Source organism: Photobacterium satsumensis (genome assembly GCF_050336935.1).
Lineage (GTDB): Bacteria > Pseudomonadota > Gammaproteobacteria > Enterobacterales > Vibrionaceae > Photobacterium > Photobacterium satsumensis.
Genome location: NZ_JAKJSK010000011.1, coordinates 127,701 through 153,836, shown reverse-complemented (window position 1 = coordinate 153,836; position 26,136 = coordinate 127,701). Strand labels below are relative to the sequence as shown.

Below are 26,136 nucleotides of genomic sequence, written 5' to 3'. Positions count from 1 at the left end.
CTGTCTTTAGATCATACTGGTAGCAGGTGAGAGGCATGGGGAAGGTTATGTCAGAAGCGTGGTGTAAAATCTACGATGCGGGTAATGCCCTTGAAGCGCATAGCCTTAAGGGCATGCTGGAAGCCAGGCACATTGAGGTTCATCTTAGTGGTGAGGGGTTGGGAGCCGCTGCAGGTGAGTTGCCAGCCAATGTGGTGGAAGTTGGTTTGTGGGTGAAGGCTTCGCAACAATCCAGTGCCCAATTACTGCTGGAAGAGTATGAACACGCCGATCCATCGGGGTGGGTCTGTCCGGCTTGTGGTGAGGCCAATGGTAGCCAGTTCGAATTATGCTGGCAGTGCGGGCAGGACCGTTTGGTTGATCCATAAAACATATATACAAAATGCATTAATTTGTTTTTGGTCAAATTTCCTCCAGCAGGTGACCGCTACAATGGTGCTATTGTGCTGTGAAGAGAATACCTACCATGAGTGATAATCAAGTCCATGCCCATAACCTGCTGAATATGTTATTGGCCGCTGAAACCCCATATACCTTTGCGAGCCTGAAGCAGGCGATTGTTGCGGAATATGGCGAAGATGTGCGTTTCTACACGTGTAGCCAGCAAGACCTGACATTTGATGCTTTGATGACTTTCCTATTGGATCGACGCAAGGTGGTACAGGACGGCGAGTATGTCGCGGCAAACCGAGAGCGGATGTGCAGCCACTAGTTCTGATTTGAGTTGGCTAGCGCCCGCTAGCCGCTCTGATGCATGAGAGGTAAAAATATCGCCACCCCGCTGATGCTTTGTTATACTCTTTCGCCTCCGGTTGGCTTTCTGGCTGATCGTTCTTAATTCTTGATACTTCTTTTACTTTTTCTCTATCTGAGGTCTGCTCTGTGGAAATTATTTCTGCGGCGGTCATGCTATTTCTGATCATGGATCCGCTCGGCAACTTGCCGGTTATGTTGTCTATCTTGCGGCATATTGAGCCAAAGCGTCGTCGCTTTATCATGATTCGGGAACTGCTGATTGCCTTGGTGATCCTGCTGTTGTTCCTGTTCGGTGGCCAGAAAATGCTGAACTTTCTGCATGTCTCGACAGAGACCGTCAGCATCTCCGGCGGTATCATTTTATTCTTGATAGCGATCAGGATGATCTTCCCGCAGCCCGGAGGGGTAACCGGACTTGCCGCGGGTGAAGAGCCATTTATCGTGCCGATGGCGATCCCGATGATTGCCGGACCGTCGGTGTTGGCATCGCTGCTGCTGCTGTCTAATCAGGAGCCGGGCCGGACTACGGACTGGGTGATTGCGGTGTTGTTGGCTTGGGGAGCATCGTTTGTGATTCTGATGTTCTATGAAGTATTCAACCGCTTGCTTGGCGAAAAGGGCCTCAAGGCGGTCGAGCGCTTGATGGGCCTATTGCTGATCATGATATCGACCCAGATGTTTCTGGATGGCGTCCGAAACTTTTTCATGATGTCTTAATAAAAAAAGAGCGAAGCTGTTAGCCTCGCTCTTTTTTTAATTCGTGCTGGTGGGTTTACATCATATGCTTGCGGCGAATGTCGAGCAGGGCAAAAATGCCGAAGATTAAGATTGACCACTTTTCCCAGCGGGTCATGGTAATTTTGTCACCGAAAGCACCGATGAAAATCAGCATTTGCAGGCCATGCATCATGAACAGGAACCCGGTCATGATATAGAGTGCCATCGCTGCGACCCCCGGAAACGGGTGGAAAATGTTGATCAGCAAAATCAGCCAGACAAAGCCGATCGCCGCTTTGGCTAGTAAAATCAGTGCTTTCATGCTTCCTCTCTTTCGAATAAGCGGTAACAGACCTGTCCCGCTGTTTTTTCCCTGTGAAGATGCCAGTGGGCTGGCGTTACTGGCGATCCGAATTCTTTTTCTGCTTCAATGTAAATAACCGCATGGGGCGATAGCCAGTTATTTTTTTCAAGCAGAGCTATCGTTTCATCCAGCAGGTCTTTGCGAAATGGTGGGTCGATAAACACCACATCATGCGGGGTGCCGGACTGTTTTAAAAACACCAAGCTGTCGGTATTGAGCACCTTGGCATTGTCGGCACCGAGCGTTGCCCGGTTTTTTTCCAGCTGTTCAGCGGCTTTTTTGTCGAGCTCCAGCATGGTGACATGGCTAGCCCCCCGAGATAGGGCCTCGAAGCTTAAACTGCCGCTGCCGGTGAACAGGTCAAGGCAGCGAGACTCGATAAGGTCTTGCGCCAACCAGTTGAAAACGGTCTCTTTGACACGATCTGTGGTCGGGCGAAGGCCTTCAACGTCGTGAACGGGCAGTTTACGCCCACGCCAGCGCCCGCTGATGATCCTTACGAACCCGTCACGGCCACTGTTTGGCATATTTCGCCCTGATTGTTGTCTGCGTCTTGTCATAGATTTCTTCGACCGTTTAGAAAATGATAGTATACCTAAACCTCTCGGCAGTATGCGAAAACAAGCATGCCGAAATTTATGCTGCTGAGGGAATACACCTGTGTTTAGGCCGCAAATTGTACCAATCAAGCTCTAGGATTTGCCAATGGCAGAAAAAAAGAAACGCGGATTATTTTCGTGGTTGGGTTTTGGCTCTGAGGAGCAAACCGAACAAAATCAAGAACAATCAACTGTTTCAGCTGAGGCTGAAGCGGTAAAAGAACAATCGAATGAACAGCTAGATGCTGAGGCGGCGGCGAAAGTCGAAGCCGAGGCAGCAGCGAAAGCAGCGGCGGAAGCTGAAGCCGAGGCAGCAGCGAAAGCGGCGGCGGAAGCCGAAGCCGAGGCAGCAGCGAAAGCAGCGGCGGAAGCCGAAGCCGAGGCAGCAGCGAAAGCGACGGCGGAAGCCGAAGCTGAGGCAGCAGCGAAAGCAGAGGCGGAAGCCGAAGCTCAGGTGACGGCTGAGGAGGAAGCCAAGGCACAAGAAGCCCTGTTACAAGAAAATCAGTTACAAGACGCTGAGGCCCTGCAAGAAAAACCGAAAAGCGAAGGCTTCTTCGCCCGCCTGATGCGCGGTCTGAAGAAAACCAAGAGCAATTTCGGCTCGGGCTTTGCCAGCTTGTTCCGGGGCAAGAAGATTGACGATGATTTGTTCGAGGAGCTGGAAGAGCAGCTGCTGGTGGCTGATGTCGGTATGGACACAACGCTTAAGATCATCGAAAACCTGACCGAAAAAGCCGATCGCAAATCATTGAAAGATGGTGATGCCCTGTACGGCCTGCTGAAAGAAGAGTTGGCCGGCATGCTGGCCAAGGTCGAGCAGCCGTTGGTGATTGATGATGCCAAGAAGCCCTATGTGATCTTGATGGTCGGGGTGAACGGCGTCGGTAAGACGACCACCATTGGTAAGCTGGCCAAGCAGTTCCAGAGCCAGGGTAAATCAGTGATGTTGGCTGCCGGTGATACCTTCCGTGCCGCGGCGGTTGAACAGCTGCAGGTTTGGGGCGAGCGTAACAGTGTCCCTGTTGTTGCCCAGCACACTGGGGCTGACAGTGCCTCGGTGATTTACGATGCAATCGAGTCGGCCAAGGCGAAAAATGTCGATGTGGTGATCGCCGATACAGCAGGCCGCCTGCAGAACAAAGGCAACTTGATGGAAGAATTACGCAAGATTGTCCGCGTGATGAAGAAGGTTGACCCGCATGCGCCGCATGAAATTATGCTAACCGTCGATGCCGGTACTGGCCAGAATGCGATCAGCCAAGCCAAGTTGTTCAGTGAAGTGGCACCGGTGACCGGTATTACCCTGACCAAACTGGACGGCACCGCCAAGGGTGGTGTGATTTTTGCGATTGCTGATCAGTTCAACATTCCTATCCGCTATATCGGTATCGGTGAGGGGATCGAGGACTTGCGCCCGTTTGCGGCGGATGAATTTATCGAAGCGTTGTTTAGTGACGAGGATTAAGGTGTGATTCGGTTTCAGCAGGTAAGTAAGGCTTATCGGGGCGGACGCCAGGCTCTGCAAAAGGTCGATTTCCATCTGCAGCCAGCAGATATGGCGTTCCTGACCGGGCACTCAGGTGCGGGTAAGAGTACCCTGCTGAAACTGATCTGTGCCATTGAGCGTCCCAGTGACGGCAAGATCATGTTCAATGGGCATGATATTACCCGCCTTGAGAATAAGCAGATCCCATTTCTGCGTCGCAATATCGGCATCATTTTCCAGGATCACAAGTTGTTGATGGATAGGACTATCTACGACAATGTGGCGTTGCCACTGCGGGTCGAGTTGGCGACCGAGCACGAGATCAAACGCCGGGTGTCGGCGGCTCTCGACAAGGTCGGGTTGCTGGACAAAGCCCGCTGCCTGCCGATTCAGCTTTCGGGAGGCGAACAGCAACGGGTAGGTATTGCCAGAGCGATTGTTAATAAACCGATGCTGTTGCTGGCGGATGAACCGACCGGTAACCTTGATGCGGCCTTGTCCCGTCAGATCATGGCATTGTTTGAGGAATTTAATCGAGTTGGGGTCACGGTCCTGATGGCGACCCACGATACCTCGCTGCTGACCACTCATCACTACCGCCGATTGGATCTGCATCAAGGACAGTTAAGGGAGCTAGCCAGTGGCGCAAAATAAAACGGGCTTTTTTGCCTTGCACAAGCAGCAATGTAAGCAGTCACTCGCAGACATGATGCGCCGCCCGCTGGGCAACATCTTGACCTTGGCGGTCTTGGCTTTTGCCCTGACTCTGCCTACCAGTTTCTATTTGTTTGCCAAGAACGTCACCATGGTGGCACAAGTGTGGCAGAACCCGACCCAGATGACGGTATATCTAGAATCGGGTACGCCGGCAGGACAGGTTAAACAGCTGCATGATGAGCTGGCCCAATGGCCGGAAATTGCATCGCTCGAGTCGATTTCGCCCGAGCAGGGATTGGTTGAGTTCCGTCAGCAGGCCGGTTTTGAGCAAGCCCTGAGCCTACTCGATGACAATCCGTTACCGCCAGTGTTGATCATCAAGCCAGCCGAAGCCTGGCAGCTGGATGCCAAGGCAACCGAACTGGCATCCCGTTTGCGTCTCCAGACCAGGGTCGACGAAGTACGGCTCGATAGCGATTGGCTCCAGCGTTTGGCTGCGATTAAGCAACTTGTCGTTATTCTGGCTATGATTATCTCCGGGCTGATGCTGTTTGCGGTGTTCTTGATTGTCGGTAATACCCTGCGCTTGCAGGTACTCAATCAGCGTGACGAAATTCAAGTCATGAAGCTGGTGGGGGCAACCGACAGTTTTATCCTGCGTCCTTATCTCTATACCGGTGTTTGGTATGGTTTGATCGGTGGTGTGGCGGCATGGGTGCTGACAGCATTGGTTGCGATGCTGCTGGATGGCGCCGTGGCCCATTTGGCGAATTTGTATGACAGCCCGTTTAGAATGGTCGGTTTAGGTTGGGATGAGTCGTTGATCTTATTGATGATCTCAGTCTTCCTTGGCCTGTTGGCTGCGCGTTTGTCAGCAGGACGCCATTTGAAAGAAATTGAACCTATCTGACATTTTTCACTCTACAAATAGGGTAAATTACGCGGCTTGCTTGCAATAGGGCCTGTTTTACAGGCATCATTGTCGGTTCATGCAATTTCGCATTGGTACAAAAAATAAACGAGGTTTGTTGAATGGCAAAAGAGATGACTTCAATGGCTCTGGTTACTGCAGATAGTCTGGATAGCTATGTCCAGAGCGTCAACGGCTATCCTATGCTGTCGGCGGAGCAGGAACGCGAGTTAGCTGAGCGTCTTCATTTTGATGGTGATCTCAATGCAGCAAAAGCATTAGTCATGTCCCATCTGCGCTTTGTTGTTCACATCGCTCGTGGCTATTCTGGCTACGGCTTGCCAATGGCTGATTTGGTTCAGGAAGGCAATATTGGCTTGATGAAAGCGGTCAAGCGCTTCAACCCTGAGGTCGGGGTTCGCTTGGTGTCATTTGCGGTTCACTGGATCAAAGCGGAGATCCATGAGTATGTTCTGCGTAACTGGCGTATCGTTAAGGTTGCGACAACCAAAGCTCAGCGAAAATTGTTCTTTAACCTGCGTAAGGCCAAAAAGCGTCTTGGCTGGTTCAATAATGATGAAGTGGCGATGGTTGCCGAGCAGCTCGGTGTTGAGGCGAACGAAGTCCGTGAGATGGAATCCCGCCTTGCCGCTCAGGATCCGGCTTTCGAAATGCCGGCCGAAGATGATGATCGCGGCATTAGCTACAGCGCGCCAGCGTATTATCTTGAAGATAAATCATCAGATGTTGCCTTGAGCGTTGAGGAAAACAACTGGGAAGCCCATGCGAACAACCGTTTGTCCAATGCCCTGTCGGGTCTCGATGAACGAAGCCAGCACATTGTGCGTTCGCGTTGGTTGGAAGACAGTAAGTCTACCTTGCAAGAGCTTGCAGAACATTATCAGGTCTCTGCTGAGCGGATCCGCCAGCTTGAGAAAAATGCGATGAAAAAGCTCAAGGAAGCAGTGGGTGATTTTGCCTAAGGATCCTTGGCAAACTATCCACAAATCGCGAAGAAAGAAAACCAGCCAAAGGCTGGTTTTTTTGTGCCTAAAATCCGAGAGATAGCTCACGAAATCCAGCAAAAATGTGACGTTGAAATAACGTTATCCACAGCTTTTTACATGATCCGATCTATATATAGTGGATCCAAATTTGACAGAACACATTATCAACGCAATTCACAGATTTTTCCACAGCTGGTGATGTTTTAATCACCTGGGGTGGTTGATGTTTGCATCTGTTGTTGCCAGCCCTTGCCGTACGCGGCTTCGGGTTTATTTTGCGCTTGGCCGATATCCCTATTTTTTCGATGGGGTTGTGAGTAACTTGATCGGTTACAATGACAAAATAAGACGAGGTGAGGTGGTTTCGGCCAAAACGGACGATCGTCACATTTTTCCCGGGCAGCAGATCCTGCCTGTTGATCAATACCAACAAGAGTCAGCGTAATTATGGAGCAATTTGAACACATTTCTGCCGAGCAGGCCCATGCCATGCTCACGCAGGACGGTAGCGAAGCGGTACTGGTGGATATTCGCGATCCTCAGTCCTATGCCCTGAGCCATCCTGAAGGCGCGATTCATCTAACTAATGATACAATGGTGGCGTTTATGGATGAGGTTGATTTCGAGCAGCCTGTGATCGTGATGTGTTACCACGGCATCAGCAGCCAAGGGGCTGCCCAGTACTTGATCCACCAGGGCTACGACTGTGTCTACAGCCTCGATGGTGGGTTTGAAGCTTGGAAGCGCAACGCATTCGCGTGTATCCAGATGGCCTGATCCCAAAGGCGGCGGCGGGACAGGTATCGCTTGGCTTCATCACCTGATGTTGCCGAAAGTCTTTCACTGTGGAGATAGATATGCACCGCTTAGCCGGATTGAACAACCCCCGCCAGGCGCAGGCGTTTATTGACTATATGGCCTCGCGTGGGATTTCGCTGGTGATGGCCCCCGAACCCGAGGGGTTGTTTGCCCTGTGGCTGGAAGACGGACAGCATTGGGTCGAGGTAGAGGCTGAGCTCAACCAGTTTCTGTCCAACCCCTCTGATCGCAAGTACCAGGCGGCATCATGGCAGGTGGCCGAAAGCCGGACCGCCAAGTTTCATTACCGCAGCCCCAGCTTACTCGGTTTGGTTCGTGCTCAGGCCGGGCCGTTCACGCTATTGGTAATGGCCGCGTCGGTGGTGATTTACCTGCTGTGGTTGCTGGGATTGCAGCAGCCCGTTTTTGCCCTGATGCATTTTCCGCTGATGGAAGGGGATGAGTGGCAGCTGTGGCGCTTTTTCTCTCACGCGCTGATCCATTTCTCGACCCTGCACGTGATCTTCAATTGCCTGTGGTGGTGGATCCTCGGCGGCCAGCTCGAGCAGCACAGCGGCAGTGCCAAGCTGCTTCAGGTCTTTCTGATCTCGGCGTTGATCTCGGGGTTTGCCCAATTTTGGTTCCATGGCCCGAACTTCGGTGGCTTATCCGGCGTCGTTTATGCCCTATTGGGTTATATCTGGTGGATGGGGTGGCTGGCGCCGCAGCGCGGCTTGTCCATTCCCAAGCCTTATGTCGCCTTTATGCTAGCCTGGTTGGTGCTGGGGTTTGCCGATGTGCTGGGCATGTCCGTTGCCAATATGGCCCATCTATTTGGCTTGCTCAGCGGCTGTGCCCTTGGCTGGGTGGACGCTAAACTACGTCGATAGGTCAATGTTGGCGCAAAAAAGAGGTGGATATCCGTCTTGGGGTGTTCACCTTTTTTGTTGATATATCAAACCCGTCCATACTTTAGGCAAAATCTCTCACATATTTCCTCCCAGGTAGCGATTTAATCTACCTATTTGACACTATTCACATTTTCTTACCTTCATTAGAGCAATAATTTGCATACCTTGAGTGAAATTGATTACTTTCGCTCGTCCTGTACTCGTTTGTACCCATACTATCGTAAAAATACTATAAAAAGGAACATTCTATGTTTGGTCTTTTCAAACCGGCAATGCATCGGGCGCGTCTTCCCGATGGCCAGGTCGACTCCACTTATCAGCGTCTGCGTTGGCAGCTTTTCGCTGGTATTTTCTTTGGTTATGCCGGCTACTACCTTGTTCGTAAAAATTTCAGTCTGGCCATGCCTTACCTTATCGAAGAATACGGCTACAGCCGTGGTGATCTGGGCGTAGCACTGGCTGCCGTTTCGATTGCTTATGGCTTGTCGAAATTCTTGATGGGTAGTGTGTCTGACCGCTCCAACCCTCGCTATTTCCTTGCGGCTGGCTTGAGTATGTCGGCGATTGTGATGCTGTGCTTCGGCTTTATGCCTTGGGCTACGAGTAGTATTGCGGCCATGTTTATCCTGCTGTTTTTGAACGGTTGGTTCCAGGGCATGGGGTGGCCTGCTTGTGGCCGGACGATGGTGCACTGGTGGTCGCGCAAGGAAAGGGGTGAAGTCGTTTCGGTCTGGAACGTTGCCCATAACGTGGGTGGCGGTTTGATTGGTCCGATGTTCCTGCTTGGTCTGTGGGCGTTTAATGACGATTGGAGATCAGCGTTCTACGTACCGGCTTTCTTTGCTTTGCTGGTGGCCGTATTTACCCTGTTGGTGATGCGTGATACGCCGCAATCTTGTGGTCTGCCTTCAATCGAAGAGCACAAAGACGACTACCCGGATAGTTATGATGCCTCCCACGAAAAGGAGATGACTGCCAAAGAAATCTTCTTCAAGTATGTATTTAACAACAAACTATTGTGGTTTATTGCGATTGCTAATGCCTTCGTTTACCTGATCCGCTACGGGGTATTGGACTGGGCGCCGGTGTACCTGAGCGAAGTGAAACACTTCACCGTCGACAAATCATCTTGGGCTTACTTCCTGTACGAGTGGGCGGGTATCCCGGGTACGCTGCTGTGTGGTTGGATGTCGGATAAATTCTTCAAGGGCCGCCGTGCACCGGCAGGTATTCTGTTCATGGCACTGGTGACCATTGCGGTATTGGTTTACTGGTTCAACCCAGCCGGCAACCCGACAGTGGATATGGCTGCATTGGTCGCTATCGGCTTCTTGATTTATGGTCCGGTCATGCTAATTGGCCTGTATGCACTTGAGTTGGCACCGAAAAAAGCAGCGGGTACCGCAGCTGGCCTGACCGGTTTGTTTGGTTACCTCGGTGGTGCAGTGGCAGCTAACGCCATTCTAGGCTATACCGTTGACCACTTCGGCTGGGACGGCGGCTTTATGGTACTGACTGCATCTTGTGGTATGTCTATCTTCTTCCTGACCTTGGCATTGATTGGTGAAAGCCGCTTGCACCGCGAGAAGGAAGCTGGCCAGATCGAACAAAATGTATGATTGGGAGCGCCATCATTGGCATCTTGATTAGACCCTAGGTAATATGACAAGGCTTCGCATTGTGCGGAGCCTTGTTGTTTTACAAGCTGATCTCGCCTTGAATGATATCGATTGCATAAGACAGTTTGTTAGAGTACCTGGCCACAGCGAAAGGGAGCCGCATCAGTCGTGAAGCAGAGTAAACGTCATCAGGAAATTATTGATCTTGTCAAAACCCAAGGCTACGTCAGCACCGATGACTTGGTTGAGCGGTTTAATGTGAGTCCGCAGACTATCCGACGGGATCTCAACGAGCTGGCGGAAGACAACAAGATCCGCCGTCACCATGGTGGAGCGACTATCCCATCGAGCTCGGTGAATACCTCATACAGTACCCGTAAAGTCATGCAGCTGGCTGAAAAAGACAGCATTGCCCAGGCCATGGTTGCCCATATTCCAGATGGTGCGACCTTGTTCATTGATATCGGTACGACACCGGAAGCCGTTGCTCGTGCACTGCTCGACCATAATGACTTGCGCATCGTAACCAACAACCTTAATGTCGCGAGCATTTTGACGGGTAAGGATGACTTCAGGGTGATCCTCGCCGGTGGTGAAGTGCGTAACCGTGATGGTGGCATTGTTGGTGAAGCAACATTGGACTTCATCTCCCAGTTCCGCCTCGACTTCGGTATTTTGGGGATCAGCGGGATTGATCTTGACGGCTCACTGCTTGATTTTGATTACCACGAGGTACGGGTGAAGCAGGCGATCATCGAAAATAGCCGCTGCGTGATGCTCGGGGTCGACCATACCAAGTTCGGCCGCAACGCAATGGTCAATCTTGGTGATATCAGCCAGGTCGATATGCTGTTTACCGACCATACGCCGCCGGAAGAATTAGCCAAGCGCCTGGCCGAACATGAAACGCACATTGAAATTATCCGTTAATTCATCAATGTCATCGGCTTAGAGGCCAAAGTACCCTTCTCTATAAACGGGCTGCTGAATAAGCAGCCCGTTTTTTTTCGTAAAAATGCCATCTTGATCATAATTACTTAAACATTCGAGCATAATAATGATGATCTTAATCAATTTATTGTCTATAGTGCTCGATATCGAGCGTTTATGCGCGAAAAAGAACATTATAACGAAAGTCGGTAGTCGAGGTGGTGAAATGGCAGCAAATAACGAAGTATTGGATCTGATTGTCGTCGGTGGCGGTATCAATGGGGCGGGTATTGCCGCTGATGCCGCTGGACGTGGCTTGAGTGTCGGGCTTTATGAAGCACAAGACTTTGCCTCGGCGACGTCGTCAGCCAGTTCGAAATTGATCCATGGCGGCCTGCGCTACCTTGAGCACTATGAGTTTCGTTTGGTTGGCGAAGCGTTGGCTGAACGTGAGGTGCTGTTGAAAAAAATTCCCCACATTGCCCGCCCAATGCGCTTTCGTCTGCCTCACCGCCCTCACTTGCGTCCGGCCTGGATGATCCGTGCGGGCCTGTTTTTGTATGATCACCTTGGCAAGCGTACCACCCTGCCGGCGAGCTGCGGCTTGAAATTCGGTGCTGACTCGGTGCTGGTACCGGAAATTACCAAAGGCTTCGAATATTCTGACTGCTGGGTGGATGATGCGCGTTTGGTGATCCTCAATGCGATGGAGGTGGCCCAGCGTGGTGGTGAAGTGCGCAATCGCTGTATGGTCGAAGCGGCCGAGCGCGACGGTAAATTGTGGCGTGTTACGGTGCGCAACGCCTTGACTGGCGAAGTGTTCGAGCGCCGCTGCCATGCGTTAGTCAATGCCGCTGGTCCATGGGTGAAAACGTTTTATGATCAGAGCCTAGCACTGCCATCACCCCGCAATATTCGTTTGATCAAAGGCTCGCATATTGTGGTGCCACGGGTCCACGGCGAGGAGCAGGCGTATATTCTGCAGAATGAAGATAACCGTATCGTGTTCGTGATCCCGTATCTTGACCGATTTTCGATTATCGGTACCACAGATGTGGAATATAACGGTGACCCGCGTGAAGTGGCGATTGACGATAATGAAATCGGCTACTTACTTGATGTCTACAACAATCATTTCGTCAACAAGCTTGGCCGTGATGACGTGGTATGGACCTACAGCGGGGTGCGCCCTCTGTGTGATGATGAATCGGACTCGCCACAGGCCATTACCCGTGACTACACACTGGAGCTTGAGCAGGAAGGGCAGCAAGCGCCGCTACTGTCGATTTTCGGTGGTAAGCTGACGACCTACCGGAAACTGGCCGAGACGGCGATGGCGAAACTGGCGCCATTCTTCCCGCAGATGCAGCAGCCGTGGACGGCGGATGCCTACCTACCCGGCGGGGAATCAGGCTTTGATGCCAAAGCACAGGCAGCGGATTTGCAGCAGCGTTTCCCATGGTTGGAAACGGTAGCGGCTGAGCGGATGGCGACCAACTACGGTAACCGTAGCGCGGGGCTGTTTGAGGGCGTTACCAGTGAGGCCGATATGGGGCAGCATTTTGGGGCGGGGTTCTATGCCAAGGAATTGAATTACCTGCTGTGCTATGAGTTTGTTCAGCAGGCCGACGATGTGTTGTGGCGCCGCAGTAAGCTGGGGTTGTACCTTGACCAGGAGCAGCAGCAGCAAGTCGCCGATTACATTGCTAACTGGCAATCGATCCAAAGTGCAGCTTGATCAGTAAACCGTAACCCAATAAAAAGGCGCCTTAGGCGCCTTTTTTTGTATTAGAAGAATGTTTGTATCTAAAGGTACCGGGTTTACTGATAGAGATACTTAGTAAACAGCAGCTCGGTGAGTAGTCGTTTGTTGGTCTCGATAAGTAGCAGCTCGTTGACCTTGTTCAGGCAGGCCTGACGGATTTCTTCTCGTCCAGCCAGCGATTTGATCCTGGCCTCGGGCTGCTGGCCGATAATACTGATGATGGCATCACGGATCAGCGGGGCATGGTGCTCGACCTCCGGGATCAGTGAAGGGTCAGCGACCATGAGGTCAATCTGTAAGCGGAGATAACCTATCCGCTTGCCTTGGCTAACATAATTGGTCGTAATGTCTGGGGCCAGGGTGTAATAGGTATATTGTGGGTTGGCCGTGGCCCCATCGTTGGCTTGGGCTGACATCGGCACCAGTAAACTCGCAAAAAGGAAAAGTAATCCAGGTAAAGTTAATTTCATTATCATGCTCATAGAGTTATTGGTTTTTATGGCTGCAAATGAGTTTCTTTCGATCGTAACGATATTCGTACTGGTTACAGCTTGCTACAATAGTGTTTCTTCATGGTAATAAATTAACCTTGATCTACCAAGCCCTTGTCGGTAATTGGGTAGAGATTTTGTTGGAAAGATGTCGAAATTCAAACAGTTGTACAAGCCCTTGTTAGATAGTGCCCAATGGCTGGCACCGGAAGAAGCAGTCATTGAAGGGACTGAATTTGGGCATTGGTTGTTGGAGTTGGACTCCTTGTCCCGCCGGTTTGAGCGCCACTGCAGAGCATTTACCGTGTCCCTGGAAGAACAGGGACAGATCAGCCGTGAGCGTTTGACCGACGATGAACGTGCCCTGATCGGTGATGTTGATTGCCTATTGCGCAAGGTCGTGCTCAAGGGAGACGGGGTACCATGGGTGTTTGCCAGAACCCTGATCCCGCTGACTACCCTGACAGGGCAGGAGCAGGATTTGGCCCAGTTGGGGGAGATGCCACTCGGATTCCGCGTGTTTACCGATCGCAGTGCGCGTCGTGATGCACTGGAAGTCGCCAATGTCGGGACTGAAAATAAACCGGTCTGGGCCCGCCGCTCGCGGTTGTGGCTCAATGATAAGCCGCTACTGGTTGCGGAATTGTTTTTGCAGGAAGCACCTATTTATAAGGAGACCCTAAGTTGGAAATGACCAAGATGAAAGCGTTCTGGCAATTGGCGCGCTTCGATCGTCCTATTGGTAGCCTGTTGCTATTGTGGCCGACGCTATGGGCGTTGTTTTTGGCTGCCGAAGGAATGCCCAATCCCCATGTGATGCTGGTGTTTGTGCTTGGGGTCATTTTCATGCGGGCGGCAGGGTGTGTGATCAACGACTTTGCTGATCGTAATTTCGATGGCCATGTTAAACGTACCGCCAAGCGGCCGATGCCGTCAGGCAAGGTGTCAGAGCGTGAGGCGCTGGCTTTGTTTGGCCTGTTGGTGTTGGTGTCATTCTTGTTGGTACTGACCATGAATACCCTGACTATCATGCTGTCGGTGGTGGCGGTGATATTGGCGGCGGCTTATCCGTTCATGAAGCGCTATACCCACCTGCCTCAGCTGGTGTTGGGGATGGCGTTTGGCTGGTCGATTCCAATGGCCTACGCGGCTCAGGCAGGGGAACTGCCGGCGGTGGCATGGTTGCTGTTTGTGGCCAATATCCTGTGGACCATCGCCTATGATACCCAGTACGCCATGGTTGACCGTGATGATGACCTTAAGGTCGGGATCAAGTCTACCGCCATTCTCTTTGGTCGATTCGACAAGATGATCATTGGCCTGCTGCAACTAGGGACTCTGGTGTTGCTGATTGCCGTCGGGACGATTGAAGATCTGTCACAGGTGTATTACTGGTGTCTTCTGTTGGCCTCGTCATTGTTCGTCTATCAGCAGATGCTGCTGCGTGGCCGTGAGCGTGAACCGTGTTTCAAAGCCTTTCTCAACAACAATTATGTCGGTATGTTGATTTGTGTCGGTATCGCGGCCAGTATGTATCTGTCATAGAGACAGCGATAATACGGTTATTGAAAAGCGCCTTTAACGGCGCTTTTTTTGTGCCAGATTTCTTGCTGGGCAGCGAAAAGAGAGCTTTTGGGCTACCGCAGGCAAGGGCTCGAAAAGCAGTACAGTATGATTGATGGTAGGGCAGTCGGTAGGTATAAAAAAGGGCTGCAAACAGCAGCCCTTTGGGTGTGGTAGAGAGTGCGATTACTCGTCGCTGTTGGCCTCTTCGCCCCGGTCTTCGCGGTTCATGACCGCTTGGATGGTCAGCTTCACTTCCGGTGACACCAAGGCTGCCAGCTGCTCGGCAAGTTGCTCGACCGGTTGTGATACCGCGTGACACTCCTCGTTGAGGTAGCCTTCGTTGCGCAGGGTTTTCACCAAGCTCGCAAATACGCCCTTGTCGAAGAATTCCGGTGCATTAATACCATGTAGGCGGCTCAGGCGTTGGGCCATCATCTGGCTCTGCTGCTCGAGGTCGCTTTTCATCAGCTGTGGCTCGGAGTTAAGCAGGGTCAGGGAAATAGCATAACGCTGCAGGGTTTCTGAGATAGTACGTGCCAGTAAATGCAGCGGTCCGATACGGGCACTGTTGAGGCTGATTAGATCGCCCTCACGCAATACCAGTCGCTGGCGAACCAGTTCGTCGACTTGTGCTGCAATCACTGTTTCAAGCTCTTCTTTGCTAAAGCGCAGGAACAGCTCGGCCTGAAGGAATGGGTACAGGCGGGTGACTTGCTCGACAATCTCATCCACGGCCAATTTCTGGTGGTGGATCATGATATTGGCGATCAGTGACGGCATCGCAAATAGGTGGATGATGTTGTTGCGGTAGTAGGTCATCAGGATCGCCTGCTGGCGGTTCAATGACACCATTTCACCTAGGCTGTCACGCTCGACTACAAACTTATCCATATCAAGTGCATGCTTGACCATCGCCTTGGCATCTTCATCCGGTACGGTAAATTTCTCTGAATACGGCACGTTGCGCAGCAACTGCAGGTAGCAATCAAGTTGTTGTTCGAGATCTTCACGGCTAAGGGCGCGCTGGCGGGCGGCAAGCAGTGCCACACCACATAATGTCAGGGCATTGGTCGCAGCGGCATCGTTGATGTGGGTCATCATTTTCACGGCCAAGTCGTTCACCACCGGGCTGAGCCATTGCGGGCGCTGCGGCTCGATTGGATCGATATCCTTGTGCCACTCAGGGACATGCTCGTTGAGGTAGTGGTTGAGTGAGATCGGCTCTCCGAAGTTGACATAGCCCTGGCCGAGGTTACGCAGCTTACGCAGGGTACGGATCACCTGACCGACGTTTTCCTTCTCTTTGCGCTTACCGCGGAGCTCTTTGGCATAGGTCGCCACTTCCATCACGTGCTCGTAGCCGATGTAGACAGGTACCAAGGTAACTGGGCGGTTAAGGCCACGCAGCATCGCCTGGATTGTCATCGACAGCATACCGGTTTTGGCCGGCAGCAAACGGCCCGTTCGCGAACGGCCACCTTCGCTGAAATACTCCACCGAATAGCCCTTGGCAAACAATTCAGCTAGGTATTCGCGGAAGACTGTTGAGTAAAGGCGGTTGCCCTTGAAGCTGCGGCGGATAAAAAAGGCACCGCCGCGGCGGAAAATCGGTCCGGCCGGGAAGAAGTTAAGGTTGATGCCTGCTGCAATGTGCGGCGGCACTAACCCTTCTCGATATAGCACGTAAGACAGCAGCAGGTAGTCCATGTGGCTACGGTGGCAGGGCACATAAACAATCTCATGGCCGTCTTGGGCCAGCTTACGTACCTGCTTGGCATTGTTGATGTTCAGCCCTTGGTAGAGCTTGTTCCATAGCCAGCCAAGGAAGCGTTCCCCGCGTTTGATCAGCGAGTAGGAGAAATCAGCGGCAATTTCTTCCATCATATCGACGGCTTCTTTGCGCACCTTTTCAATCGGCACATCACGGCTTGCGGCTTCTTCTGCCACGACTTTTTCAATCGCTTTGGAGTTCAACAGGCGGTTGAACAGCACTTGGCGATCGGGCAATTTCGGCCCTGACGCAGCCAGTTGCTGGCGCGAAAAGTGGATACGGGCCACCCTCGCCAGTTTGTTGGCTATCGAATCGTCGGTACCGTGGTGATCGGCCATGTAGCGCAGGGAAACAGCCGGGCTCAGGCGCACCATACAGTCGCGGCCATGGCCAAGGATAGTGAAGAACTTCTCCGGACCATTGAGCGGGCGCAGTACAGGTTTGTGGTTCTCTTCCTTGCCGGGTTTGCGGCCCCAGAGAATAGAAGCAGGAACCACCTGAATATCCAGCTCGCTGTCTTGCGTGTGGTGCTCGAGCAGGGCGGTAAACAGGTCGATAGATTCCTGCGGCAGCGCGTTCTTATCACCGAAGACACTCGGGCCATCGGAAATATAGACATAGCGGACAAACTGCTGCCCGTTGATCTCCAGAGGGGATAGGGGATCAGGCAAGCCCAGAGCTTTAGTGCTGCTGCGCAGAGTCATCAAATCGGTGTTGGAACGGAACGGCAGGATGTAAACAATCGGGCGTTCTAGGTCCAGTTCCAGATCCGCAACTGGATCGGAAGGGATTGAGTGGGTTTTAACCAGCAGAGAAAGCGGCAAATCCAGTATTTTTTGATAGATTTTCTGCCAACTTGACATATCTTTTACTAGCCTCGAATTCTTAATGCGTGGAAGGATAGCAGAAAAAAACCAGTTATAAGCAGCGAAATAGCACAGACTTGCCGTTATATGACATTTTTATTGATTTCCCAACGCACCTTGGCTGATCAAAAGAGTAGGAAAAAGCCAAGGCCACGATCGGTTACTCGTTGGTGAATTTGCGCCAAAATTGTTGTTTTCCTAAACAATAACCTTTTCAAGCGTGATAACACTGGATATACTCACAGTGAACTGTATAAAAAGACAGGGTGAGTTATGAAGCCGTTAACGCCGCGCCAACAAGAAGTCTTTGATTTGATCAAAGCAAAAATTGAAGATTCTGGAATGCCGCCAACACGTGCTGAAATAGCCCGTGAACTCGGCTTCCGTTCTGCTAATGCTGCTGAGGAACACCTTAAGGCATTGGCCCGTAAAGAAGTGATTGAAATTATTCCTGGCGCTTCGCGTGGGATCCGCTTGCTAGGGAACCGCGAAGATGAAGAGAGCGGCCTGCCACTGATCGGCCAGGTTGCTGCTGGTGAGCCGATTCTGGCTCAGGAGCATGTTGAAACCCATTACGAGGTTGACCCATCACTGTTCAAGCCGCGTGCAGACTTTCTGCTGCGGGTGAATGGTATGAGTATGAAGGATATCGGGATCATGGACGGCGATTTGCTTGCTGTACACAAGACTCAGGATGTCCGTAATGGTCAGGTCGTGGTTGCCCGGGTTGAAGATGATGTGACCGTCAAGCGACTGGAGCGTAAAGGTGCGCAGGTCTTGTTGCATGCCGAGAACGAAGAGTTTGCGCCGATTGTGGTAGATCTCAATACCCAGCACCTGTCGATTGAAGGTATTGCCGTCGGTGTGATCCGCAATACCGACTGGATGTAACCGAGTCCAGCTTAAAAAATATCCATTACCACTTTACAAGTGCTAATGATAGTCATTATCATCTCTGTATTCAAAAGGAGATGATAATGACTGAGACCGTCCGCCATGATATTCCCGCTGATCTGCTCCAGCCGCTGTGGCTCCGCAGCCGTGAAAGCTTGGCTGATGATCGCCTGATTTATGATCCCGTCGCCGCTGCCGCTTGTACCCAATGCAGCCTTAAGCCTGAATGCCTCAAGGGCAATGTCTCCCAGCAGCAATTGCTGCACGCCAGCCTGACCTTGGTTTGCGATCGCCAAATCCAGCATTTTCTTCGTCGTCACCCTGATGGGCGGATCATCAACCTTGGTAGTGGCCTGGATACTCGCTTTTATCGGGTCGATAACGGCCGTTGCCGTTGGTTTGATATCGATGTCGGTGAGAACTTGCTGTGGCGACAACGGCTGTTCCATCGCAGCGAGCGCTACCGGATGCTGCCTGGCTCCACCACAGATTTGTCCTGGTTGCAGGCCTTGCCACCGATGTCCGGTGCGCCAGTTATGGTGCTGTGCGATCACGCCCTGCTGGCATCTAGCGAGGCCGAGCTGGCCCATGTTGTCCAGTCATTGGCCTGCCACTTTGGCCGCTTCGAGTTGTGTTTGGTGGTTGCAGGGGATCTGTGTCATTCGCCGCTGTCTGGCAAAATGGGCGTCGATACCTCTTTTGGCCATGCTTTGCGCGATCCACGCCGCAAGCTGCTGCAATGGTTACCTTGGGCAACCGCCGTCGGCCATTATAGCCCGATGGATAGTGCCTGTTCGCGTTGGCGCGGATGGCAACGCTGGTTAGCGCGGATCCCTGGATTGAAATTCCGTATCTTGCCAGTATTGCTGCATATTCATCTGTGATCTTTCACGCAGGCACAGCGTTGCTGCTATTTTGCTTCCTATCTATGACTAGCATGCAATATGCCAGTTTGGATTTTTTCTCTATTTTTCCCGTCTATTTTTTTGCGTGATCTCACGATCCTGTCCTAAGTTAAATGTAAACAAACTGTTAACCATGTAACTGCAGGTGACACATCATCTGCAAAGTCTGCAGGGAAGACTCTGATTCATTTTGCGCTGTCCCCTTAAACGAATTCGCGTTCACGGGGGTATTTGATAGGAAAGGGATAGGAGGGATCCGGGTGATGATTCGCCATCTGATGTGCTGTCTGTTTGCTTTGCTGGTTGTACCGGCACAGGCAGACGTTCAACCCATGCCACTGAATATGACCCAGGGAGTGACCGAGGTCAGTCAGCGGGTGTTCGATCTCCATATGACGATTTTCTACATCTGTGTGGTGATCGGTTTGGTTGTTTTCGGGGTGATGTTCTGGTCTATCATCCATCACCGCAAGTCAAAAGGAGCGGTCGCTGCTTCCTTCCACGAAAGCACCAAGGTTGAAATCCTCTGGACGGTGATCCCGTTCGTTATCCTCATAATCATGGCAGTGCCTGCCACCAAGACGCTACTGGCAATGGAAGACACCACGCAGGCGGACATGACTGTTCAGGTCACCGGCTCGCAATGGAAATGGCATTACCGTTATTTCGACGAGGATGTCGAATTCTACTCTCTGCTGGCAACCAGCCAAGCTCAGATCACCAATGAGCGTGAAAAACGCAGCAATTACCTGCTTGAGGTTGATCGCCCTTTAGTACTACCTGTCGGAAAGAAAGTGCGTTTTCTTATTACCTCTCAAGATGTTATCCACTCTTGGTGGGTTCCTGACTTCGCAGTGAAGAAAGATGCCAACCCCGGCTTTATCAACGAAGCCTGGACCCGCATCGATGAGCCCGGGATCTACCGTGGTCAGTGTGCTGAGCTGTGCGGCAAGGATCACGGCTTCATGCCGGTGGTGGTGATTGCCAAGTCACAGGCGGATTATGAAGAGTGGCTGCAAACGACCAAGGTGGCCCAGCAACAGGCACGGGAAGAAGAGCAGCGCCTGCTGGCGATGCAGATGGACATGGATGAACTGATGACGCTAGGCGAGCAGGTCTACAACACCCGCTGTGCGATGTGTCATCAGGCCAATGGTCAGGGGCTACCGGGTGCATTTCCTGGCTTGGCGGGGCAGGGGCTATCAATTGATCCCAATGCCAAGCTTGAGCACATCAGTATTGTGGTTCACGGCAAGCAGGGAACGGCGATGCAGGCGTTTGGCCCGCAGTTGAGCCTCAAAGAATTGGCGGCGGTGATCACTTACGAGCGCAATGCCTGGGATAACAATACCGGAGACACCATTCAGGCTGCTGAAGTGCAGGCTGTGATGGACGGTCAGGATCTATAAGGGAGAGAGTGACGATGACGGATATGTTGCGTGAGCAAACCGAGGTCGAGGAAACCCAGACCGAGCAGCATGAGCATCACGAACACCACCAGACCGGTCTCAAGCGCTGGCTGTTTACGACCAACCATAAGGATATCGGCTCGCTGTATCTGATGTTCAGTTTTGCCATGTTCCTGATCGGCGGGGCAATGGCGATGGTGATCCGGGCGGAGTTGTTTCAGCCTGGCCTGCAGTTGGTTGACCCTAATTTCTTCAACCAGATGACCACGGTCCATGGTCTTATCATGGTTTTTGGCGCGGTGATGCCGGCGTTTACCGGATTGGCAAACTGGATGGTACCGCTGATGATCGGTGCGCCGGATATGGCCTTGCCGAGAATGAACAACTGGAGTTTCTGGATCCTACCATTTGCATTCACCATGTTACTGGCTTCGCTGTTTATGGAGGGGGGCGGCCCTAATTTCGGTTGGACCTTCTATGCGCCGCTGTCGACAACCTACAGCCCGGAAAGTACCGGCCTGTTTGTCTTTGCCATCCATATCATGGGGATCAGCTCGATCATGGGGGCGATTAATGTCATCGTCACTATCGTCAATATGCGCGCACCGGGCATGACCTATATGAAGATGCCGCTGTTTGTCTGGACATGGCTGATCACCGCATTCCTGCTGATTGCCGTCATGCCGGTACTGGCCGGGGCGGTGACTATGGTACTGACCGACAAGTATTTCGGAACCAGCTTCTTTGATGCCGCCGGCGGGGGCGATCCGGTGATGTTCCAGCATATCTTCTGGTTCTTCGGTCACCCGGAAGTCTACATCATGATTTTGCCGAGCTTCGGCATTATTTCGGCGATTATCCCGGCTTTTTCCCGTAAGAAACTCTTCGGTTACAGCTCGATGGTCTATGCTACGGCGTCGATTGCCGGGCTGAGCTTCTTGGTATGGGCCCACCATATGTTCACCACCGGGATGCCGGTGGCGGCCGAGCTGTTCTTCATGTATTGCACCATGCTGATCTCGGTACCGACCGGGGTCAAGGTGTTCAACTGGGTGGCAACCATGTGGCGTGGTTCGTTGACCTTCGAAGTCCCGATGCTGTTCGCCATAGCCTTTATCGTGTTGTTTACCATCGGCGGCTTCTCCGGGTTGATGCTGGCCATTACCCCGGCGGACTTCCAGTACCATGATACCTACTTTGTGGTGGCCCACTTCCACTATGTACTGGTGTCGGGGGCGATCTTCTCCATTATGGCGGCGGCCTATTATTGGCTGCCGAAATGGACCGGGTATATGTTCGATGAGAAGTTGGCCAAGTGGCATTTCTGGTGCTCGATAGTCTCGGTCAATATCTTGTTCTTCCCGATGCACTTTTTGGGCCTTGCCGGCATGCCGCGACGGATCCCGGATTATGCGCTGCAGTTTGCCGATATCAATGCGGTGGTCAGTGTCGGTGGTTTCCTGTTCGGCCTGTCCCAGCTCATTTTCCTCGCTGTGGTGATCAAGTGTGCCCGCGGGGGTGAGAAGGCGGCGGCCAAGCCGTGGGATGGTGCCGAAGGGTTGGAATGGACGGTGGCTTCACCGGCTCCGCACCATACCTTTTCCACGCCACCCAAAGTGGATTAAGCGGAGGGTTGTCCATGGATAAGCCTCAGCCTGAACAACAGTCTGATACACAACCTAAGTCTGGATCAGCCTCCGCTGCGGGTAACAAAAAGCAGCGTTCTATCTGGTCGTTGACCCTGATGGCCGTCGCGATGTTCGGTTTTGCCTTTGCCTTGGTGCCGTTGTATGACGTGTTCTGCGATATCACCGGCATCAACGGCAAAACGTCGGACACGCAGGCCGCAGCCAGTGATCGGGTTGATACCAGCCGCGAGATCACGGTGGAGTTTGTCTCGTATATCAATCCCGGGGTGCAATGGACATTTGAACCGGAAATCAAGCAGTTGGTGGTCAACCCCGGCCAGACCCATACCATTACCTACCGGGCCAAGAATCTGACCGGGCAGAAGACTGTCGGCCAGGCCGTCCCCTCGGTCAGTCCGGGGATGGGGGCTCGCTACCTGAATAAAATCGAATGCTTCTGCTTCAACCGTCAGCCGTTGGCTGCCGGTGAAACGGCCAGTTTGCCTTTGGTGTTCTATGTCGACCCGGAGTTGCCGGATGATATCAACACCTTGACCCTAGCCTATACCCTTTACAACGCCCAGCCGGATGCGCCGGCACAAACGCAATGAGGTTGAATGATGGCGAACCCTTATTCTGAACATGATCAATCTGTGACTCCTCCCCACGAGAACTATTATGTGCCCGAAGCCAGTGGCTGGCCGATTATCGGTGCTGTCGCCTTGTTCCTGATTGCTATGGGGGCTGGGGCGACGGTTGGTGATCTCTTCGGCGGCCAGGGACCTTGGATTTTGCTGGCCGGAGTTGGTTTGCTGCTGATCATGCTGGTGGGGTGGTTCCGCGATGTGATTGCTGAGTCGATGGGGGGGCTATACAGCCGCCAGATGGACCGATCATTTCGTCAAGGCATGAGCTGGTTCATTTTCTCCGAGGTGATGTTTTTTGCGGCCTTCTTCGGCACGTTGTTCTATGCCCGGATGATTGCGGTGCCATGGCTGGGGGGCGCTGGTAATAATGCCATGACCCATGAGGTGTTGTGGCCTGAGTTCATTGCTCAGTGGCCTTTGGTCATGACGCCGGGCGGGGCTGAAACAACCGCGATGGGACCCATAGGCTTACCGCTCTATAACACCTTGATCCTACTCGTGTCATCGGTGACGGTGCACATTGCCCATACGGCACTGGAGCAGGATAACCGGCCCAAGCTCAAGCTGTTCCTGTTGCTGACCGTATTGCTCGGTTCGCTGTTTGTTTATTTGCAAGGGGTGGAATACGTCCATGCCTATGAAGATATGGGATTGACGCTCGATGCTGGGATCTACGGCAACACCTTCTTCATGTTGACAGGATTCCATGGCTTGCATGTCACGCTTGGGACCCTGATCTTGTTCATTGTGTGGTTGCGGGTACTGCGGGGCCACTTTACCCCCGAGAAGCATTTTGCCTTCCAGGCCGGAGCTTGGTACTGGCATTTTGTCGATGTGGTTTGGCTCGGGCTATTTGTGTTTGTTTATATCCTGTGAGGCTAGAGGCTAGAGGCTAGAGGCTAGAGGCTAGAAGTGGCCTCTAGTAAGGCCTGGGGTTGGGTGTGATGTAGCCGCTGGCCAGTGCGATAAGCAGTAGGGCAAACAAGAAGACGGAGAACAGTATCCGACGTCCGAGGTGGCGTGACATCGGTTGGCTCTGTTTGCCCTTGAGCATTACCGGTAGGGCACGGAACAGATTCAGTACGATAAAAATCAATAGGCAAACAATCAGAGCTTTCAGCAACATAGAGGTCTCCGGTCAGGACTGGGTGAATCATGCGTCGGATAGGTTTTGTTCTTTTTACTGTGGCGGTACTGATGACATTGGTCAAGTTGGGATTTTGGCAAATGACCCGCGCCCAGGAAAAAGAAAGCTTGGGCCATGCACTGAAGTTTCGCAGCGAACAGATGTATTACAGCTTAGCGAGCCTACCATCGGATCCACGTTGGTACAGCTTGACCCTGAGGGGCAAATTTGACCACAGCAAGGCAGTGTTGCTAGATAATCAACTCTACCAAGGTCGTCCGGGATACCACGTGCTATACCCCTTTGAAGCTGATGAAGGGTGGGTGCTGGTAAATTTGGGATGGATTGCAGCGCCGGCCTACCGGGAGCAGATCCCGGTGTTGCCGGAGCACCATGGTGAGCTCAAGGTCAGTGGCATTATCGCCCCGCCGTCTTCCCTGCTTGAGCTAGCGCCCGAGGTGATGGGACAGGGGTACCCTTTGAGGGTGCAGAACATCAGTGTGGCGGATTTGAACCAGCACATGGGTTTGTCCCTTCCGCTTTGGGTGTTGCAGATCGATCCGGACAGTCCGTTGGCCCTCAATCAGACTTGGATCCCGGTGGTGATGGGACCGCATAAACATTATGCCTACGCGCTGCAATGGTTTTTGATGGCGCTGGCGGTATCAGGACTCGCATTTTGGTGGCTGAGACGGAGTAAACCATGAAGAAACAGGGAACGTTGCTATTACTTTTCGGTGCCTTCGCCCTGCCGGTGATTTTGGCCAAGCTGGTGCTGGATCTCAACTGGTACCAGGGCGGTGTGACCAACCGCGGGGAACTGCTGGATTCACCGATGGCCTCGGAATGGCTGGGTGAGAGCAAACAGTGGCAGTTGATCTATCTGCTACCTGAACAGTGCGATGAACAGTGCCAAGGAGCCTTGTTCAACCTGCGTCAGGTTCCGCAGGCGGTGGGAGCAGACCAAGATAGGCTCAGTAGTGTATTGCTGATCGATGGTGACTCGCTTGATGAGCAACCCTCCGATGTTAAAAAACAGCTGTCCGGCCTCGCTCAACGGCAGGTGCCAGACTATGTGGTGAACCAGCTCAAGACTCTGGAGTATGGTGCTAAGGCTATCTATATTGCCGACCCTCTCGGTAATGTGATGATGGCTTACCCTTTGGTCAAAGGGCAGGTGGCGGTGTTGGCGCAGGGCAAGGATGTGCTGAGGGATCTCAAGCGGCTGCTGAAAATTTCCAAAATTGGCTAGGGAGAGCCTGTGATGAAACACGACCATTATCGACTGTGGGTTGCTCTGACTTTTGCGTTGTCACTGTGTGTGATTGCCCTCGGGGCCTATACCCGTCTTACCGAGGCGGGCCTGGGGTGTCCGGATTGGCCGGGGTGTTATGGCTTTGCTGGGGTACCTCAGGATGAAACGCAGCAGGCTCTGGCGGCTGCGCGCTTCCCGGATGCGCCGCTGGAAGCTGGCAAGGCCTGGAACGAAATGTTGCATCGCTATGTCGCCGGTACCTTGGGGCTGATGATTTTAGCACTCAATATTATGGCGTGGCGCAAGCCTTCCCGGCCTAAAGGGCTACCGGCCTTGCTGCTGGCGACCGTTATCTTCCAAGCACTGCTCGGGATGTGGACCGTCACCCTGGTGTTGATGCCCGTGGTCGTGATGGGGCACTTGCTGGGGGGCTTTACCACCGCTTCCCTGCTGTTCCTGCTCTGGCTGCGGCTGGGTAGAACATCGTTGCATCCCTCTTCAAACCATACCAGTACCACCCTGCAGGTTTTTGCCTTGTTTGGCTTGCTGGTGGTTATCGGGCAGATCGCGCTAGGGGGCTGGACGGCAGCGAACTACGCCGCTGTTGTCTGTACCCAACTTCCGCTGTGTGAGGTTGATTGGCGGCAGGGGTATGATGCCTCGGCGTTTGCCCTGATCCAGCCTGAGCACGATACCTACCAGTACGGGGTGCTGGATTACCAGCAGCGGGTCACTATCCATGTGACCCACAGGATCGGGGCAATCGTTACGGCAGGGGTGCTGTTTGTACTTGCCTGCTTGTTGTGTCGGCACAAGGCGCTTCGAGGTGTGGCAGCGGCGATGCTGCTGGTGCTAGTGGGGCAAATTGGCCTGGGCGTTACTAATGTTGTAGCCAGCTTACCCTTGTCAGTTGCGGTGGCTCACAACGTGACCGGCGTCTTGCTGTTGCTGTCTCTGGTAGTGGTAAATATGCAGGTATATCGGATGCGCCAGTCAGGCCGTTATACCAATCGAATAGCATCCCGGATGGGTAGCTGATTAAGCGTGTGGAATAGC

General features: G+C 52.6%; 29 protein-coding genes. 24 read left to right on the top strand and 5 right to left on the bottom strand.

What is annotated here, in order from left to right; genetic code table 11:
- Nucleotides 1–35 precede the first annotated feature (35 nt).
- From L4D79_RS22010 to L4D79_RS22000, 3 genes are all read left to right on the top strand, one after another.
- Nucleotides 36–368, top strand: a complete 333-nt coding sequence (locus L4D79_RS22010; RefSeq protein ID WP_428654397.1) for a DUF7577 domain-containing protein — start codon at nt 36–38, stop codon at nt 366–368.
- A 98-nt stretch (nt 369–466) separates the two neighbouring features.
- Nucleotides 467–712, top strand: a complete 246-nt coding sequence (locus L4D79_RS22005; RefSeq protein ID WP_428654395.1) for a YecH family metal-binding protein — start codon at nt 467–469, stop codon at nt 710–712.
- A 170-nt stretch (nt 713–882) separates the two neighbouring features.
- The gene (locus L4D79_RS22000) at nt 883–1,473 is read left to right on the top strand and encodes a YhgN family NAAT transporter (protein ID WP_428654393.1); all 591 of its coding nucleotides are present in this window, start codon (nt 883–885) and stop codon (nt 1,471–1,473) included.
- A 55-nt stretch (nt 1,474–1,528) separates the two neighbouring features.
- Here the strand turns inward: L4D79_RS22000 and L4D79_RS21995 are convergent, their stop codons facing one another.
- Both L4D79_RS21995 and rsmD read right to left on the bottom strand, forming a co-directional pair.
- Nucleotides 1,529–1,795: a DUF1145 domain-containing protein gene (locus tag L4D79_RS21995; RefSeq protein WP_255040276.1), complete on the bottom strand. Its 267-nt coding sequence runs from the start codon at nt 1,793–1,795 to the stop codon at nt 1,529–1,531.
- A complete protein-coding gene (rsmD, locus tag L4D79_RS21990; RefSeq protein ID WP_428654390.1) occupies nt 1,792–2,397 on the bottom strand; it encodes a 16S rRNA (guanine(966)-N(2))-methyltransferase RsmD in 606 nt (201 codons plus the stop codon). Before rsmD ends, L4D79_RS21995 begins: the two co-directional genes overlap by 4 nt.
- A 145-nt stretch (nt 2,398–2,542) precedes the next feature.
- Here rsmD and ftsY point away from each other — a divergent pair, with 145 nt between their 5' ends.
- The 10 genes from ftsY to glpD all read left to right on the top strand — a co-directional run bounded on the left by ftsY (nt 2,543) and on the right by glpD (nt 12,495).
- A complete protein-coding gene (gene ftsY, locus L4D79_RS21985; RefSeq protein ID WP_428654388.1) occupies nt 2,543–3,904 on the top strand; it encodes a signal recognition particle-docking protein FtsY in 1,362 nt (453 codons plus the stop codon).
- A 3-nt stretch (nt 3,905–3,907) separates the two neighbouring features.
- Nucleotides 3,908–4,579 carry a cell division ATP-binding protein FtsE gene (gene ftsE, locus L4D79_RS21980; RefSeq protein ID WP_428654386.1) on the top strand — a complete coding sequence of 224 codons (672 nt, stop codon included), beginning with the start codon at nt 3,908–3,910 and terminating at the stop codon, nt 4,577–4,579.
- Nucleotides 4,566–5,492: a permease-like cell division protein FtsX gene (ftsX, locus tag L4D79_RS21975; RefSeq protein ID WP_428654383.1), complete on the top strand. Its 927-nt coding sequence runs from the start codon at nt 4,566–4,568 to the stop codon at nt 5,490–5,492. Before ftsE ends, ftsX begins: the two co-directional genes overlap by 14 nt.
- Before the next feature lie 122 nt (nt 5,493–5,614).
- Nucleotides 5,615–6,475 carry an RNA polymerase sigma factor RpoH gene (rpoH, locus tag L4D79_RS21970; RefSeq protein ID WP_428654381.1) on the top strand — a complete coding sequence of 287 codons (861 nt, stop codon included), beginning with the start codon at nt 5,615–5,617 and terminating at the stop codon, nt 6,473–6,475.
- A 247-nt stretch (nt 6,476–6,722) separates the two neighbouring features.
- Nucleotides 6,723–6,944: a hypothetical protein gene (locus L4D79_RS21965; RefSeq protein ID WP_428654379.1), complete on the top strand. Its 222-nt coding sequence runs from the start codon at nt 6,723–6,725 to the stop codon at nt 6,942–6,944.
- Nucleotides 6,945–6,946: 2 nt separating this feature from the next.
- Nucleotides 6,947–7,276, top strand: a complete 330-nt coding sequence (glpE, locus tag L4D79_RS21960; protein WP_428654377.1) for a thiosulfate sulfurtransferase GlpE — start codon at nt 6,947–6,949, stop codon at nt 7,274–7,276.
- Nucleotides 7,277–7,356: 80 nt separating this feature from the next.
- Nucleotides 7,357–8,187, top strand: a complete 831-nt coding sequence (gene glpG / locus L4D79_RS21955; RefSeq protein WP_428654375.1) for a rhomboid family intramembrane serine protease GlpG — start codon at nt 7,357–7,359, stop codon at nt 8,185–8,187.
- A 269-nt stretch (nt 8,188–8,456) separates the two neighbouring features.
- Nucleotides 8,457–9,827, top strand: coding sequence for a glycerol-3-phosphate transporter (gene glpT / locus L4D79_RS21950; RefSeq protein WP_428654373.1), 1,371 nt, complete (start codon nt 8,457–8,459; stop codon nt 9,825–9,827).
- A gap of 168 nt (nt 9,828–9,995) precedes the next feature.
- Nucleotides 9,996–10,757, top strand: coding sequence for a DeoR/GlpR family transcriptional regulator (locus L4D79_RS21945; protein WP_428654371.1), 762 nt, complete (start codon nt 9,996–9,998; stop codon nt 10,755–10,757).
- Between the two features lie 226 nt (nt 10,758–10,983).
- Nucleotides 10,984–12,495 (top strand): glycerol-3-phosphate dehydrogenase, encoded by a 1,512-nt coding sequence (gene glpD, locus L4D79_RS21940; RefSeq protein WP_428654369.1) that lies wholly within the window; start codon nt 10,984–10,986, stop codon nt 12,493–12,495.
- Between the two features lie 83 nt (nt 12,496–12,578).
- Here the strand turns inward: glpD and L4D79_RS21935 are convergent, their stop codons facing one another.
- Nucleotides 12,579–12,998, bottom strand: a complete 420-nt coding sequence (locus L4D79_RS21935; protein ID WP_428654513.1) for a flagellar basal body-associated protein FliL — start codon at nt 12,996–12,998, stop codon at nt 12,579–12,581.
- 163 nt (nt 12,999–13,161) lie between these two features.
- Between L4D79_RS21935 and L4D79_RS21930 the strand changes: the two genes are divergently transcribed.
- Both L4D79_RS21930 and ubiA read left to right on the top strand, forming a co-directional pair.
- Nucleotides 13,162–13,707, top strand: coding sequence for a chorismate lyase (locus tag L4D79_RS21930; protein WP_428654367.1), 546 nt, complete (start codon nt 13,162–13,164; stop codon nt 13,705–13,707).
- Nucleotides 13,704–14,558, top strand: coding sequence for a 4-hydroxybenzoate octaprenyltransferase (gene ubiA / locus L4D79_RS21925; protein WP_428654510.1), 855 nt, complete (start codon nt 13,704–13,706; stop codon nt 14,556–14,558). The genes L4D79_RS21930 and ubiA overlap by 4 nt, the downstream gene beginning before the upstream one ends.
- 204 nt (nt 14,559–14,762) lie before the next feature.
- Here ubiA and plsB read toward each other — a convergent pair whose 3' ends face one another.
- Nucleotides 14,763–17,213, bottom strand: a complete 2,451-nt coding sequence (gene plsB / locus L4D79_RS21920; protein WP_428654365.1) for a glycerol-3-phosphate 1-O-acyltransferase PlsB — start codon at nt 17,211–17,213, stop codon at nt 14,763–14,765.
- Nucleotides 17,214–17,489: 276 nt separating this feature from the next.
- On the opposite strand from plsB, the gene lexA reads away from it, so the two are divergent.
- The 6 genes from lexA to L4D79_RS21890 all read left to right on the top strand — a co-directional run bounded on the left by lexA (nt 17,490) and on the right by L4D79_RS21890 (nt 23,575).
- Nucleotides 17,490–18,107, top strand: coding sequence for a transcriptional repressor LexA (lexA, locus tag L4D79_RS21915; RefSeq protein ID WP_107349729.1), 618 nt, complete (start codon nt 17,490–17,492; stop codon nt 18,105–18,107).
- Between the two features lie 86 nt (nt 18,108–18,193).
- Nucleotides 18,194–18,994 (top strand): class I SAM-dependent methyltransferase, encoded by an 801-nt coding sequence (locus L4D79_RS21910; RefSeq protein ID WP_428654363.1) that lies wholly within the window; start codon nt 18,194–18,196, stop codon nt 18,992–18,994.
- Nucleotides 18,995–19,278: 284 nt separating this feature from the next.
- Nucleotides 19,279–20,424 (top strand): cytochrome c oxidase subunit II, encoded by a 1,146-nt coding sequence (gene coxB / locus L4D79_RS21905; protein WP_428654507.1) that lies wholly within the window; start codon nt 19,279–19,281, stop codon nt 20,422–20,424.
- Nucleotides 20,425–20,438: 14 nt separating this feature from the next.
- Nucleotides 20,439–22,049: a cytochrome c oxidase subunit I gene (gene ctaD / locus L4D79_RS21900; RefSeq protein WP_428654361.1), complete on the top strand. Its 1,611-nt coding sequence runs from the start codon at nt 20,439–20,441 to the stop codon at nt 22,047–22,049.
- A gap of 8 nt (nt 22,050–22,057) precedes the next feature.
- Nucleotides 22,058–22,663, top strand: coding sequence for a cytochrome c oxidase assembly protein (locus L4D79_RS21895; protein WP_428654358.1), 606 nt, complete (start codon nt 22,058–22,060; stop codon nt 22,661–22,663).
- Nucleotides 22,664–22,672: 9 nt separating this feature from the next.
- Entirely contained in the window at nt 22,673–23,575 is a 903-nt protein-coding gene (locus L4D79_RS21890) for a cytochrome c oxidase subunit 3 (RefSeq protein WP_428654505.1), read from the top strand.
- Nucleotides 23,576–23,618: 43 nt separating this feature from the next.
- Here L4D79_RS21890 and L4D79_RS21885 read toward each other — a convergent pair whose 3' ends face one another.
- Nucleotides 23,619–23,825 carry a DUF2909 domain-containing protein gene (locus tag L4D79_RS21885; protein WP_428654356.1) on the bottom strand — a complete coding sequence of 69 codons (207 nt, stop codon included), beginning with the start codon at nt 23,823–23,825 and terminating at the stop codon, nt 23,619–23,621.
- Nucleotides 23,826–23,854: 29 nt separating this feature from the next.
- Between L4D79_RS21885 and L4D79_RS21880 the strand changes: the two genes are divergently transcribed.
- The 3 genes from L4D79_RS21880 to L4D79_RS21870 are packed head-to-tail and all read left to right on the top strand — an operon-like array spanning nt 23,855 to nt 26,118.
- A complete protein-coding gene (locus L4D79_RS21880; RefSeq protein WP_428654354.1) occupies nt 23,855–24,532 on the top strand; it encodes an SURF1 family protein in 678 nt (225 codons plus the stop codon).
- Entirely contained in the window at nt 24,529–25,077 is a 549-nt protein-coding gene (locus L4D79_RS21875; protein WP_428654352.1) for a cytochrome oxidase, read from the top strand. Before L4D79_RS21880 ends, L4D79_RS21875 begins: the two co-directional genes overlap by 4 nt.
- Before the next feature lie 12 nt (nt 25,078–25,089).
- Nucleotides 25,090–26,118: a COX15/CtaA family protein gene (locus L4D79_RS21870; protein ID WP_428654350.1), complete on the top strand. Its 1,029-nt coding sequence runs from the start codon at nt 25,090–25,092 to the stop codon at nt 26,116–26,118.
- Nucleotides 26,119–26,136 lie beyond the last annotated feature (18 nt).